The 13,380-nt window shown below is 64.8% G+C and carries 11 protein-coding genes and 1 pseudogene; 7 read left to right on the forward strand and 5 right to left on the reverse strand.

Going from position 1 to position 13,380, the window contains the following annotated elements; translation table 11 throughout:
• Window positions 1-47: 47 nt before the first annotated feature.
• The 4 genes from ACSBOX_RS20215 to ACSBOX_RS20230 form a co-directional block, all read right to left on the reverse strand.
• Window positions 48-2,429 carry a glycoside hydrolase family 65 protein gene (locus tag ACSBOX_RS20215; protein ID WP_442544057.1) on the reverse strand — a complete coding sequence of 794 codons (2,382 nt, stop codon included), beginning with the start codon at window positions 2,427-2,429 and terminating at the stop codon, window positions 48-50.
• Window positions 2,430-2,469: 40 nt separating this feature from the next.
• Window positions 2,470-3,207, reverse strand: coding sequence for an HAD family hydrolase (locus ACSBOX_RS20220; protein WP_442544058.1), 738 nt, complete (start codon window positions 3,205-3,207; stop codon window positions 2,470-2,472).
• A 17-nt stretch (window positions 3,208-3,224) separates the two neighbouring features.
• A complete protein-coding gene (locus tag ACSBOX_RS20225) occupies window positions 3,225-4,235 on the reverse strand; it encodes a LacI family DNA-binding transcriptional regulator (protein ID WP_442544059.1) in 1,011 nt (336 codons plus the stop codon).
• Window positions 4,236-4,389: 154 nt separating this feature from the next.
• On the reverse strand, window positions 4,390-5,007 hold the full coding sequence (locus tag ACSBOX_RS20230; protein WP_442544060.1) for an alpha/beta hydrolase: 618 nt from the start codon (window positions 5,005-5,007) through the stop codon (window positions 4,390-4,392).
• Here ACSBOX_RS20230 and ACSBOX_RS20235 point away from each other — a divergent pair.
• Both ACSBOX_RS20235 and ACSBOX_RS20240 read left to right on the forward strand, forming a co-directional pair.
• Entirely contained in the window at window positions 5,006-5,143 is a 138-nt protein-coding gene (locus tag ACSBOX_RS20235; protein ID WP_442544061.1) for a hypothetical protein, read from the forward strand. The two genes, ACSBOX_RS20230 and ACSBOX_RS20235, sit on opposite strands and share 2 nt — an antisense overlap.
• Before the next feature lie 51 nt (window positions 5,144-5,194).
• Window positions 5,195-5,626 (forward strand): SRPBCC domain-containing protein, encoded by a 432-nt coding sequence (locus tag ACSBOX_RS20240; RefSeq protein ID WP_442544062.1) that lies wholly within the window; start codon window positions 5,195-5,197, stop codon window positions 5,624-5,626.
• Between the two features lie 9 nt (window positions 5,627-5,635).
• On the opposite strand, the gene ACSBOX_RS20245 is transcribed toward ACSBOX_RS20240, so the two are convergent.
• Window positions 5,636-6,373, reverse strand: a complete 738-nt coding sequence (locus tag ACSBOX_RS20245; RefSeq protein ID WP_442544063.1) for an ANTAR domain-containing protein — start codon at window positions 6,371-6,373, stop codon at window positions 5,636-5,638.
• A gap of 720 nt (window positions 6,374-7,093) precedes the next feature.
• Between ACSBOX_RS20245 and ACSBOX_RS20250 the strand changes: the two genes are divergently transcribed.
• The 5 genes and pseudogenes from ACSBOX_RS20250 to ptsP all read left to right on the forward strand — a co-directional run bounded on the left by ACSBOX_RS20250 (window position 7,094) and on the right by ptsP (window position 13,356).
• Window positions 7,094-7,285, forward strand: a complete 192-nt coding sequence (locus ACSBOX_RS20250) for a hypothetical protein (RefSeq protein ID WP_442544064.1) — start codon at window positions 7,094-7,096, stop codon at window positions 7,283-7,285.
• Between the two features lie 487 nt (window positions 7,286-7,772).
• A complete protein-coding gene (locus ACSBOX_RS20255; protein ID WP_442544065.1) occupies window positions 7,773-8,585 on the forward strand; it encodes a DeoR/GlpR family DNA-binding transcription regulator in 813 nt (270 codons plus the stop codon).
• Window positions 8,582-9,577, forward strand: a complete 996-nt coding sequence (locus ACSBOX_RS20260; RefSeq protein ID WP_442544066.1) for a 1-phosphofructokinase family hexose kinase — start codon at window positions 8,582-8,584, stop codon at window positions 9,575-9,577. Before ACSBOX_RS20255 ends, ACSBOX_RS20260 begins: the two co-directional genes overlap by 4 nt.
• A 2-nt stretch (window positions 9,578-9,579) precedes the next feature.
• Window positions 9,580-11,613 carry a PTS fructose transporter subunit IIABC gene (locus ACSBOX_RS20265; RefSeq protein ID WP_442544067.1) on the forward strand — a complete coding sequence of 678 codons (2,034 nt, stop codon included), beginning with the start codon at window positions 9,580-9,582 and terminating at the stop codon, window positions 11,611-11,613.
• A 34-nt stretch (window positions 11,614-11,647) separates the two neighbouring features.
• Window positions 11,648-13,356, forward strand: a pseudogene (gene ptsP, locus ACSBOX_RS20270) (phosphoenolpyruvate--protein phosphotransferase).
• The last annotated feature ends 24 nt before the right edge of the window (window positions 13,357-13,380 follow it).

Raw genomic sequence — 13,380 nt, forward strand, 5'->3', positions numbered from 1 at the left:
CTGTCGTTCTGAGCGCTCAGAACGACAGTTACTCAGCAGTGGACGGCCTAGATCCGCGCGCTTCCAATCACCGGAAGGCCCGCCGTCGGGAAGAGGCTCGGGAAGACCGACGGCGCGGGGTGTGGCACGTCGTCGAGGGGCACAGTGACCGTCTCGACGCCGACGACGAGCCGCTGTCCGCGCACGCTGACCTCCAAAGGTTCGGCGCCGCCGTCGGGCGCTGAAGCCGGATCCGGAACGAGCGCAAGGCTGATGGATCCCGGGCGCAGCTCGATGGACAACTGCCGGCCGCGGATTTTGAGCCGGAAGGACAGGCTGTCCCACTCGGCCGGCAGCCGTGGATCGAAGTGCGGGACCTTCCCCTGGTCCCGCATGCCCGCGAAACCACACACCAGCGAACTCCAGATGCCGCCGGTGGACGCAATGTGCACGCCGTCGACCGTGTTGTGGTGCGTGTTGTCCAGGTCGATGAACAAAGCCTCGGTGAAATGCTTGAGCGCGATGTCGGAGTAGCCCACCTCGGCCGCCATGATGCCCTGGACACAAGCGGACAAGGTGGAGTCGCCGGTGGTGATGGGATCGTAGAAGTCGAACGCGCGCTGCTTTTCCTCTGCCGTGAAGTCCTGCCATTGCAGGAACATCGCCAGCACCGTGTCCGCCTGCTTGAGGACTTGGTGCCGGTAGATGACCAGCGGGTGGAAGTTGAGCAGCAGCGGGTATTTGGAGCGCGGCGTAGACCAGTCCCATGGCTCCAGGGTCATGAAGTCGTTGTCCTGGCTGTAAATCTGCATGTCCGGATCGTAGGGAAGGGACATGCGCGCGGCGGCTTGTTGCCACACCATCCGCTCGGTGTCCGGGACGTCGGGGTGTTCCAGTGCCGCGGCGGCCCGCAGGTTGAAGCGAGCCATGACGTTGGTATAGAGGTTGTCGTTGACCACGGCCGTGTATTCATCCGGGCCGGTGACGCCGTGGATGTGGAATAAGCCGTCCTTGCCGAAGAAGCCCAGCGACGCCCACATGCGGGCCGTCTCGATCAACAGGTCGGCGCCCACCTCGGTGCGGAAACTCGCGTCGCCGCTGGCCCACTGGTAGCGGTTGGCGGCGAAGGAGATCGCGGCGGCGATGTGGAACTGAGCCGTGCCGGCGGCGTAGTACGCGCTGGCCTCGAGCCCGTTGATGGTGCGCCACGGGAACAGCGCACCGTCCACGCTGAGTTCCTTGGCCCGGATCCGGGCGTCGGGAAGCATGGCGTGGCGGGACTCCAGCACCTGGCGTGCGGCAGCCGGGTTCGTATAGGTCAAGTACGGCAGGAGGTACACCTCCTGGTCCCAGAAGTAGTGGCCCTCATAGCCGGAGCCGCTGACGCCCTTGGCCGGGATGCCCGCGACGCCGGCACGAGCGGTTGCCTGGGCGAGCTGGAACAGGCTCCAGCGCACGGCCTGCTGCTGTTCGGGCTGGCCGCCAATGGTGATGTCCGCCGTAGACCAGTAATCCCGGTAGTGGGCCGCGCCTTCGGCCAGGAGTGCGTCGAACGGCACGAGGCCCAATTCGGCGTCGGACGCGAGGATCTCGCCGGGGTCCGATTCGCTTGCGTCGGCGCTGTTCACGACGTAGCTCACGCTCTTCTCCAAGCGGAACGTCTCGCCCTCATTCACGGCCATGACGTAGCGGACAGTGGACTCGTCCTCCCCCACCACGGTCTCGAAAGGCTGGCCTTCGGCGGAAATCCAGTGGTCCACGGCCATGCCGATGCGCTGCCTGGATTCTGCGGTCTCCCAGGCCATGCGCAGGGATCCGTCGGAGCCCTGGAGATGGAGCGGGAGCAATACCCTGCCGGCGTGGCGGCCGGAGCGGCGGGGGTCGTGGGCCGAGTGGTCCTCCACAGGCTGGTCCTGCCGATTGATCACCAAGGAGGTGACGTCGGCGGAAACCAGGCGGTCTGCGATAAGGCTCAGCTCGATGCCGAGGGAACCCCTGGAATCGATCCCGACGGCGCGACGCTCCACCGTGGTGACAATGGCGCCTGAACGGCATTCCCACGTGACGGCGCATTCGTACACACCCGTCGCGAAGTCGATGCTGCGGCGGTAATTCTGCACCGCGGACTCGGTGAGGCTCAGCTGCTCGCCGTCGATGACGATGTTGAAGTTGTTGGCATCCGGAACATACACGATCCGTTGTCCCGTGCGGGCAAAGCCGTAAGCGTTCTCGGCGTGCTTGATGTCCCACGTTTCGTGGAAACCGTTGATGAACGTACCGGGAAGTTCGGCGTCCGCCCCCGCCCAATGGGCTCCTCGGATGCCCAGGTGGCCGTTGCCGAGGCTGAAAAGGGTTTCAAGCGTACCGGCGTCGCCGGGAACGTGGATGCTCTCCACGAGCTTCCGCGGTTCGCAGGGGAAGCGCAGCCGGTCGGAGCTGATGAGTGCCATGGACTGTTGGGTTCCTTCTGTTCCTGGTGAAACGGCTTGGTTAGAGAAGATCGTCGAGGTCGTCGACTACGAATGTCGCTCCGGCGTCGAGCAGGGTCTGGTGACCCGCCCCCCGGTCCACCCCGATCACTGCACGGAAGTTCCCGGCGCTGCCGGCCTGCACACCGGACACTGCGTCCTCGACGACGACGCAGCCCTCGGCGGGGACGTCCAGCAACTCGGCCGCGTAACGGAACGTGGCGGGATCCGGCTTGCCCGGGAGTCCGACGGCGGCAGCCACCTGGCCGTCGACCACCACCGGGAAGTAGCCATCCAGTCCGGCCGCCTTCAGGACAGCGGGCGCGTTGCGGGAAGAGGATACGACGGCGAGCTTGAGTCCCAGCTCCAGTGCGGCCTGGATGAAACGGACAGAGCCCGCGTAGGGCTCGACGCCGCGCGAGTCCACGATCTCGTTGAAGATCCGGTTCTTGCGGTTGCCCAGGCCCTGCACGCTGGTGTTGGCGGGATCGTCGTCGGTGGGGCCTTCCGGCAACGTGATGCCACGGGAGGTGAGGAAATCCCGGACACCATCGAAGCGCGGCTTGCCATCGATGTGGTCGAAGTAGTCGCTCTCCTGGTAACCGTCCGGATGGCCGGTTTCGGCCAGGTAGCCGTCGAAGAGTTCCTGCCAAGCCTGCTCATGCACGACGGCGGTTGGCGTCAGCACGCCGTCGAGGTCGAAAAGGAGCGCGGTAGCGCCTGTCCAGGCGGTCTTCTGGGATGCTCGGGTATCAGTCATGGTGTGGAGTGGTCCGTTCAGCGTTGGCGGCGCGTGGTTTTGCGTTCAATGAGTTTCGTGTCAAGGAAATGGTTGGAGGGTTCGTTGGGGGCGTCGGCGTTCTGGAGCCGGTCCACCAGGAGGTTGGCGGCGAAGGCTCCTTGGTCCGCCACTGGCTGCGCCACCGTGCCGAGGCCAAGGAACCAGCTCATGGGGTGGTCGTCGATTCCAATCACGGAGACATTCTTTGGCGCGGACAATCCATGTTCGCGCAAGGCCATCAGTGCTCCGAACGCCGCCTCGTCACAGTGCGCGAAGACTGCGGTGGGAAGGCTTCTGTGGGCAATGAGTTCGTTCATGGCTATACGGCCGCCGTCGATCGTGGAGTCCGAGTTCATGACCAAGTCCGGATGAACGGTCAGGTGATGGTCTTTCAATGCGCGGCCGAATCCCTTGAGCCTGTCGCTGGCCGTCAATACCGAGTTCTCTTGGGTTTCGCGGCCGGACAGCACCGCCAGATCCCAATGGCCCAGCCCCAGCAGGTGTGACGTGGCCTGCCAAGCCGCGAGTTCGTCGTCGATCCCTACGTTGTCCCACGGTACGGAAGTCATCCCCACGCTCGCAACTGCAAGGCCGGACGCGGCCAGGAGGGCAACCTCGGATTCGCTCAAATCGACGTTGAGGAGCAGCACTCCGTCCACGCGCTGGGACAGCCCAAGGAGGTCACCGAAGATCTTCCGCTTGACGCTCGACTTGCCCCGGAGGCTGATCAGGACGGTGTCGAAGCCGCTGTCCCCGAAGACTTCCTCGGCCGCTTCGACGGCCTGGGCGAAGAACCAGGCCGTGGCGGTGGGGGCGATGATGGCGATGGAACCCGTACTTCCGCCGGCCAACCGGGCTGCCGCGGAGGATGCCTTGTAGCCGAGCTTGGCGGCGGCGTCGGCCACTTTCGCCTGGGCTTTTTCGGACACGTTCGGCAGGTTCCGCAGGGCGCGAGAAACGGTGCATATTGACAGGCCCGAGAGGACGGCAACGTCCTGGATTGTCACGCGGTGAGCCTTAACCATTCAACACGGCCTCAACCCTTTCATCTTCTGGAATCGGCGGCACATCCTTGCACCGCCGAAGAAGAGTGTAAGCGCTTACAATTTTGGCAATCAAGAGTTGTTTTCCAGCATCCCCGAATGTGACGCAGGCCTCACTTCAGCGAAGGGCGTAAAACCGCAGAAAAGCGCTGACATCCGCCATTTCCCGGGCCTCGATCCGGTGGCCCATGCCGGGGTAGGTTCTCGCGGTGAGAGCAGTGTTTTTGTCGAGCCATTCCGCCGTGTGCTCAATGGCATCACTGAAGATCACGGGATCGGCTTTGTCCCTCCCCCAGAAGAAGGGCGGCGGCGAGTCGAAGGATTCACTCAGCGCCAGGAGGTCGTTTTCCAGCACGAATCCGGAGAGGCCCACTGTGGCTTTGAAGCCTTCCGGACGAAGCCGCAGGAGGGTGCTGGCCATGGCCATGCCTTGGGAATAGCCCAGGAGGCTCACACTGCTGTGGTTGCGCTTGACGGAGTCGATCCAAGCGAAGACTTTGTTGGTGGCGGTGATGACATCCGCAAAGTCGTTGGCGAGGAAATAGTCCAGCAGGAACCAGCCGTAGTGGTCGCCGATCGCCATGGGACCCCGGAGCGCGGCGCAAGTGAACTCCTTCGGGAGCTGGGGAAAGAGATTCACCATTCGCTGCTCGTCCGTGCCGTATCCGTGCATCATCACAAGGAGAGGCGTCCCGGCACGTTCATTTTCCGGTTTGGACCAGACGACAGTTTCCATGGGAAGAGCCTATGCGGTCGCCATCGTCGTGCCCGTCGTCGAAGTCGCCGGAATGGTGCCCGGTCGCCGGAAGGCTCGGGCGAGCCGGCACCGTTCCGGCGAGCTCGCGCTCAACCTGAAACTCATCCCGGCGTAGACTCTGTTGCGCCGGCGCCCGGATGCCGACCACGTGGCAAAGGAGATTGACATGACAGGCAATTTCATCGCGAGTTCAACCATCACGATCCAGGCGAGCGCCGATCGGGTGTGGTCGGTGCTCACCGACCCCCGGGCCGTCAAGGAGTTCATGTTCGGGACCGAGATTGTCACCGACTGGACGGTTGGCGGACCCATTGCTTGGCGTGGGGTCTGGAAGGGCAAAGACTATGAGGACAAGGGCGTCATCCTCGAGTTCGAGCCCCGCAAGCGGCTGGTGAACACCCATTTCAGCCCGCTGTCGGGCCAAGTCGATGCCCCGGAGAACTACCACACCCTGACGTGGACCTTGGATCCTGAAGACGGGATGACCAGGCTGACTTTGGCCCAGGATAACAACGCCAGCCCGGAAGAAGCCGCGCATTCGAAGGGCATGTGGGACAGCCTCGTGGCAAGCGTCAAAGAAATCGCTGAGCGCAGCTAGCCGAGTCGCTTAAGGCTCGAAGTGCAAGACGGGCGTCTCGTTCGTCAAGGACTGGAGAAGGGATTCCGCAACATCCCTGAGTTTCTGGTTCCTGCCGTTTGAGGCCTTGGTCAGAATCCTGAAGGCCTCCTCCTGGCTGCACTTGTTCTGGCCCATGATGACGCCGGTTGCCAGATCGATGGCAGTCCGTGAACGCATGGCCTGCTCGAGGTCCTCTGCACGCTGCTGCCTGGCGCCGATCCGAACCGCGAGCCGTAGGGCCTTCTCCGCCTGGCTTGCGAATTGCTCGCAGCTGCGGATGGAGGTCTCATCGAAGGCTTCGCCCTGTGGGGCGAAAAGGTTGATCGCCGCCGTCGCGCCTTCTTCAAGCCCCAGAGGCACGCAAAGCACGGCGAGGTGTCCGCGCTCAGCGATGGTGGCGCAGTATTCCGGCCACCGCGAGTCGGTGGACGTGTCGGAGACCAGTACAGACTTGCCCGTTCTCATCGCTTCCAGGCAAGGTCCGTCTCCGTAGGCTTGCTGCACTTCGTCAATGAGGCGGGCTTCGTGGCTGCTTCCAGCAACCGTCATCGACCGTCGACGCCTGCTCAACGTGATACCGCATAGGACATCCTGGCCGCGCGCAGCGGACACTGACGAGGCCGTGAATACCGCAAGTTCTTCGAGGAAGCCGCTGACGTCTTCGCTGTCGATGACCAAATCCTGGAGTTGTCCGACTACCGAGGCATTCAGGCCCATTTCGTCCATGGCTCAGTCTACGAGCAGCAGGCCGGCAATGGAGGAAAAAGAGCGCCCCAATAGAACGTCCACCACTTGGACAAAATCCCCGACGGTCTTGCGCACCGGAGATGCACAGTGCACAATTCTTCTACAGTCCGTGCAGAATTCCGGACAGGGCCGAACTCTTCGGCCTGTTTTCGCTCAAGCAGCCGGGCGCCATGTCACTCAATGTGAAGGTGCTGCCTGATGAGCAAATGCCTGTTGCCGGTACGGAGCTAGTCGGTGTCGACCATCTCCGAATCCGCGATTCCCCATGAACCACATCGCCCAGGGGCCTCACCCCTTTGGTGTGTCGGTTGTGGAACAGACAAGCACCTGATCATCGAATCAATCCAGGCCCGGGCTCCAAGGTTTTCCCAACAGATTGCCGTGTTCTACACGTGCACTTCTTGCGGGTCTTCCTACAGCCACGCGGCCACCGTCCAGCAGGCGGGGGCCATCCTGAATCGTCGGGGGATTCAGGATGGCCTCCTTGAGTTTGGAAGCCACTATTTCCACTGCAGTGAACCTCTCCGTGAAGTCAAAACCGCACAGCGGCGCTTCGGAGTACCGCAGACGGGCAGGCCCCGATCGCGCAGCTCCCCCTCCGAAGCCCTTCTCCCCACCAAGGTCTTGAGATGCAGTTGCGGATTCGAGTTGGAAATACCTGCTTAGCCGCGACGCGCAGAATTATCCGAAGGAAGCACCATGAAGCTCGAAAGTACACAGCACCGACGGCCCGGGGACGACTTCCGGCAAGAGTCGGATGAGTTGGACCAAAAGCGGAACCAGCACCGGCAAGAACCGGATTCCCCTCCCCGGCCCCGCTTGCCCGATCCTCCCGACCCGGACAACCTCCCCATCGAGTACCCCGGCCTGCGGGAGATCGAGTGGCCGTAGGGAACCCTCCGGTCCGGCGCTAGGGCGGAAAGCCCCAATCCGACTACCCCCTTCCGGGACTAGCCACCCTGCGTCGGACCGGTTAGACGTTGGCGCCGCCGCGCCCCAGAGCCTAAGCCGCCGCGCCCCAGACCCGAGCCGTCGCGCCGGTCGCGCCCGCACGCCTCATCCGTCGCCTCATCCGTCGCATGTCGGATTCTGCTGGATCACTCCAGCATGCAGCCTCGCTGCCCCCGCCATTCCGGGGCCGGCGAGCCGCCATCTTCGAATGATCCAGCAGAATCCAACGCTGCCCACCCTCAAGCGCGCCCAAAACCCACCCCACCCACCGCTCATCCAAGCAAAACCAACCCCAAACCAAGCCAACATCTTTGTTTATGTTGTTTTCTGTTGACAGACCAACATGAACAAAGATAGAGTCAAGCAATTCCACATCATGTGATCGCAGTCACTGATGTACCTAGAGCTTGTACGCAATGGAGGGTATGTGTTTGCCGAGGAGCGCCAACAGCTGATCTCCGAGCTCGTCGCCGAGCGTGGACGGGTCAGCGTCACTGACCTTGCGGATCGGTTCAGCATCACCACGGAGACTGTCCGCCGTGACCTTGCTGCCCTCGAATCCGCCGGCAACCTTCGCCGCGTGCACGGTGGGGCTGTCCCGTCGGACCGCCTCAGCACCCGCGAGGAAAGCGTGGTTGAGCGGGCCATCCAGCGCCAACCGGAAAAGGTCCGCATCGCCGAGGCCGCCCTTGCACTCATCCCCGAGAACGCTGCCGGCAGCATCCTGATCGATGCCGGCTCCACCACGGAAGCCCTCGCCCGCTTGCTGGACCAGCGCACCGCGCTGCGCACCGCCTCTTCCAACGGAAACGGCCCGCGGGAAGAACTGGTGGTTATCACCCACGCCATTCCCATCGCCGGACGGCTTTCGGGAAACCCGCACATCGCGCTGCAGATCCTGGGTGGCCGCGTCCGCGGGCTCACCCAGGCCGCCGTCGGGCAGTCCACGGTCGAGGCCGCTTCCCGGCTCCGCCCGGACATCGCCTTCGTCGGCACCAACGGTATCCACGCCACGTTCGGGCTCAGCACCCCTGATCCCGAAGAAGCCGCCGTCAAGGCCGCCTTCGTCACGTCCGCACGGCGCGTCGTCGTCCTCGCGGATTCCTCCAAACTGGACGCGGAAACCCTGGTCCAGTTCGCTGCCCTAAAAGATGTGGACACCGTGATTACTGACCACGAACCCTCAGAAGAGCTCTCTGCCGCACTGGCGGAGGCCGGCGTCGACGTGGTGATCGCATGATCGTCACCCTGACCGCCAACCCGAGCCTTGACCGCACCGTCGAGCTCCCTGCGCCTTTGGCCCGGGGCGAGGTGCAGCGCGCCGTCGCCGTCCACCAGCACTCGGGCGGCAAGGGCGTCAACGTCTCGCGGGCGCTGGTCGCCTCGGGCCTGGACACCGTCGCTGTCCTGCCGGGCGGGGATTCCGATCCCGTCCTCGCCGGACTGCTCGACGACGGCGTCCCCTACGCCGCGCTTCCCATCAGCGAGCCGCTGCGCAGCAACGTGACGCTCACCGAACCGGACGGCGTCACCACCAAGATCAACGAACCCGGCCCGGAGTTGAGCCTGGACGAGCAGGAAGCCCTGATCGGGCTGCTGCTGGACCGCTCCCGTGGCGCGAGCTGGGTGGTACTCGCCGGATCGCTCCCACCAGGAGTTCCTGCGGATTTCTATGCCACGGTCGCCCGCCGGCTCCGTTCCACGCACGACGGCGACGCCCCGCTTATCGCAATCGACTCCTCAGGCGCCCCGCTGGTTGCCGCCATCACTGGCGATTCACTCGGCAATATCAACGGCAAGCCCGATCTCTTGAAGCCCAACGCGGAAGAACTGGCCGAACTGGCTGCCGCCGCCGGCCTCACAGACGTCCACACGGCTGACGAATTGGAAGCGGACCCCGGCCTTGCCGCCAGGGCCGCTGCCGCCGTCGTCGGCAGCGGTGTGGGTGCGGTACTCGCAACACTCGGTTCGAAGGGCGCCGTCCTGGTAACCGCCGACGGCGCGTGGCTCGCCACGCATCCGCCGATCCAAGCCGTCAGCACAGTTGGTGCCGGCGATTCATCCCTTGCTGGCTATCTGCTGGCCGCCACCAACGGCGGAACTTCGCAGGACTGCCTCCGTCAGGCTGTGGCACACGGTGCCGCCGCTGCTTCGCTGCCGGGCTCCACTGTCCCGGCGGTCCACCAAACAACTCCCGACGCCGTAACCATCACGGCCCTTCAGAAGGACTAACAGTGACCCAGCTCATCACCCCCCAACTGGTCTCCCTTGACCAGAACCTCGGCGATTCCCCCGCCGATGTCATCCGCTTCCTGGCGGGCAAAGTTGCCGCAGCCGGGCGCGCCTCCGAGGTTGAAGGGCTCTTCGCGGACGCCTTCGCCCGCGAGCAGAAGACTGCCACGGGCGTACCCGGCGGCATCGCCATCCCGCACTGCCGCTCAGCCGCGGTAACGGAGCCGACCTTGGCGATGGCCCGGCTCTCGCACAAAGTGGACTTCGGTGCCAAGGATGGTCCCGCGGACATCATCTTCTTCATCGCTGCACCGGAAGGAGCGGACCAGGAGCACCTGAAGTTGCTCTCCAAGCTGGCCCGTTCCCTCATCAAGAAGGACTTCACGGCGGCTCTTCGTTCGGCTGCCACCGGGCAGGACATCGTCGACCTGGTTGAAGGCGCCCTGGCCGACAAGCCGGCCGCGCATGCTGCAGGCTCGGCGGCACCCGTTGCAGAGGCCGCCCCGACGTCGGCCCGTACGGCTTCTGTGGCCCCGAAGCGCATCGTTGCCGTCACGGCTTGCCCCACCGGCATCGCCCACACCTACATGGCAGCCGACTCCCTCGTGGCCGCGGCCAAGGAAATGGGCGTCGACCTTCAGGTGGAAACCCAGGGCTCGGGCGGATTCACGGCGCTGGACCCTTCGGTCATCGCTGCTGCAGACGCCGTGATCTTCGCGGTAGACGTCGATGTCCGCGGCAAGGAACGCTTTGCCGGCAAGCCCGTCATCAACGCACCCGTGAAGCGCGGCATTGACGAGCCGGCCAAGATGGTCCAGGAAGCCCTCGCCGCCGCGACCGACCCGCACGCGCACCGTGTCCCGCATTTCGGCGCCGAAGAGAGCGCCGAGCAGGCGTCCGAGGCTGCGAGCGAGCACCTCGGCACCAAGGTCAAGAAGGTCCTCCTGACCGGTGTCAGCTACATGATCCCGTTCGTCGCCGGTGGCGGCCTGCTCATTGCCCTGGGCTTCCTGTTGGCGGGTTACGACATTGCCTTGGGAACGAAGGCCAACGACATCCTGGCCCACAACACGCTGTTTGATCTGCCCAACGGGAACCTTGCGCTCTACTTGGGAACCGTTGCCTTCAAGATCGGTGGACTGTCCCTTGGCTTCCTGGTCCCCGCCCTGGCAGGCTACATTGCCTTCGGCATCGCGGACCGGCCCGGCATTGCGCCTGGTTTCGTGGCCGGTGCTGTTGCCGGCTTCATGGGCGCAGGCTTCCTGGGCGGCCTGGTTGGCGGCTTGCTGGCCGGCCTCACGGCACATTGGATCGGCACGTTCAGGGTTCCACGCTGGTTGCGCGGGCTCATGCCTGTGGTGATCATCCCGCTCTTGGCTTCGATCGTCGCTTCCGGTTTGATGTTCCTCGTTCTCGGCGGTCCCATCGCGTGGGTCACCTTGCAGCTCAACACGTGGTTGACCGGCATGACCGGCGCGTCCGCCGTCGTTCTCGGCATCATCCTCGGCCTCATGATGTGCTTCGACCTCGGTGGCCCCGTCAACAAGGTTGCCTACTCCTTCGCCGTCGCCGGCCTGGGTGCCGGTAGCCTGGCGAACCAGGCTCCGTGGCAGATCATGGCCGCCGTCATGGCAGCCGGCATGGTTCCTCCGCTGGCCATGGCACTGGCCACGACGCTGAACAAGAAGGGCTTCAGCCTGGCTGAGCGCGAGAACGGCAAGGCCGCCTGGCTGCTGGGCGCGTCCTTCATCTCCGAAGGCGCCATCCCGTTCGCTGCTGCCGACCCGTTCCGTGTCATCCCCGCCAGCATGGTGGGCGGCGCCGTGACCGGTGCGCTGTGCATGGCGACGGGCGTGACTTCGCAAGCCCCTCACGGTGGCATCTTCGTCTTCTTCGCGATCGGAAACCTGGCCATGTTCGTCATCTCGATCATCGTCGGCATGGTTATCACCGCCCTCGTCCTCCTCGCGCTGAAGCGTTGGGCAGTCCGGAAGCCGGTTGAGGCAGAGCAGGTTCCTGTTCCGGTCGCAGCCTGAACAACCCGCCAATAAGCAAGTAGAGGACAAATCCATGCAGACCTTTTCAGGAGTAGGCGTTGCCCCCGGGCGTGTTCTGGGGCCGGTGCGGCAGATGCCGAAGCCGGTTCTAGAGCCCCACGAGAACGTCAATATTCCTGCGGACGTTACCGTCGAATCGCAGGGCCAGCGCATCAAGGATGCCGCCAAGGCCGTGCAGGCGGAACTCCGTGCCCGGGCCGCGACGGCATCCGGCGAAGGCAAAGAGGTCCTGGAAGCAACTGCCCTGATGGCCGCCGATCCCATGCTGGTGAAATCGGCCATCAGGCTCCTCTCCCCCGAGGTCCCGGGCGGCGCACGCACCGCCGAAAGGGCCATCTGGGAGGCAGCTGCCACAGTTGCCGATTCGTTGAAGGCCCTCGGCGGCTACATGGCAGAGCGCGTGGCCGACGTCCTGGACGTCCGCGCCCGCATCGTCTCCGAACTGCGCGGACTGCCCGCGCCGGGCATCCCGGCGTCGGACGTTCCGTTCATCCTGGCCGCCGAGGACCTCGCCCCGGCGGACACCGCCACCCTGGACCCCGCCCAGGTGATCGCCCTGATCACCTCAAGCGGCGGCCCGCAGTCCCACACCGCCATCCTGGCCCGCGCCCTCGGCCTGCCCGCGATCGTCGCCGCCCCCGGTGTCGACGAGATCGGGGACGGCATCGAGGTCTACCTCGACGGTGCTGCCGGCACCATCACGGTTGACCCTGGCGAGGAACTCCGCCTTGCTGCCAAGGCGTGGGCCAACCAGGCGTCGACGATTGCCGCATTCAGCGGGAGCAACGTCATGGCCGACGGGTTCCGGGTTCCGCTGCTCGCCAACGTCGGCACGGGTACCGACGCGGTCAAGGCCGCCGACGCCGGTGCCGAGGGCGTCGGTTTGCTGCGCACCGAATTCTGTTTCCTGGATCGCGACGACGAACCCACCGTCGAGGAGCAGATCGCCGCCTACGGCGCAGTCTTCGCTGCGTTCCCGGGCAAGAAGGTGGTGGTCCGAACCCTCGACGCCGGCGCGGACAAGCCCCTGCCGTTCCTCACCAACGCGGACGAGCCGAATCCCGCGCTAGGCGTCCGAGGCTACCGCACCGATCTCACTTCCCCCGGGGTGCTCGAACGCCAACTCGCGGCGATTGCCGCCGCAGAGGCCGCCAACCAGGCCGAAGTTTGGGTCATGGCACCCATGATCTCCACGGCCGAGGAAGCCGCCATTTCGCTTCACTCTGTTCGGCCGCTGGTTTGAAGACCCCCGGCGTCATGGTCGAAGTCCCGTCGGCTGCCCTGACCGCTGCTTCCGTGCTGCGCGAAGTCAGTTTCGCATCGCTCGGAACCAACGACCTCACCCAATACGCCATGGCCGCGGACCGCCAACTCGGTCCACTCGCCACGCTCAATGATCCGTGGCAGCCGGCCGTGCTTCAGCTCGTGAAGTTGACCGCCGACGGCGCTGCTGCCGCCAGCGCGGGCGGCACCGCCCGGCCCGTAGGAGTGTGCGGCGAGGCAGCCGCGGACCCGGCCCTCGCCGTCGTACTCGTTGGACTAGGCGTCGCGACGCTTTCGATGAGCGCACGCGCCCTTGCCGCCGTTTCCGCCGTCCTGGCAACCGTCACCGTGGCACAGGCCCAAAAGCTCGCGACGGCGGCGCTGTCCGCCCCGAGTGCATCCGCCGCGCGCCAAGCTGTTCGTGCCCAGCTGCCTATCCTGGACGAGCTGGGTCTCTAGACTTTCCCCAAGCCCACAATCGAA

It is taken from the genome of Arthrobacter sp. KN11-1C (assembly GCF_052180225.1).
GTDB lineage: Bacteria > Actinomycetota > Actinomycetes > Actinomycetales > Micrococcaceae > Arthrobacter.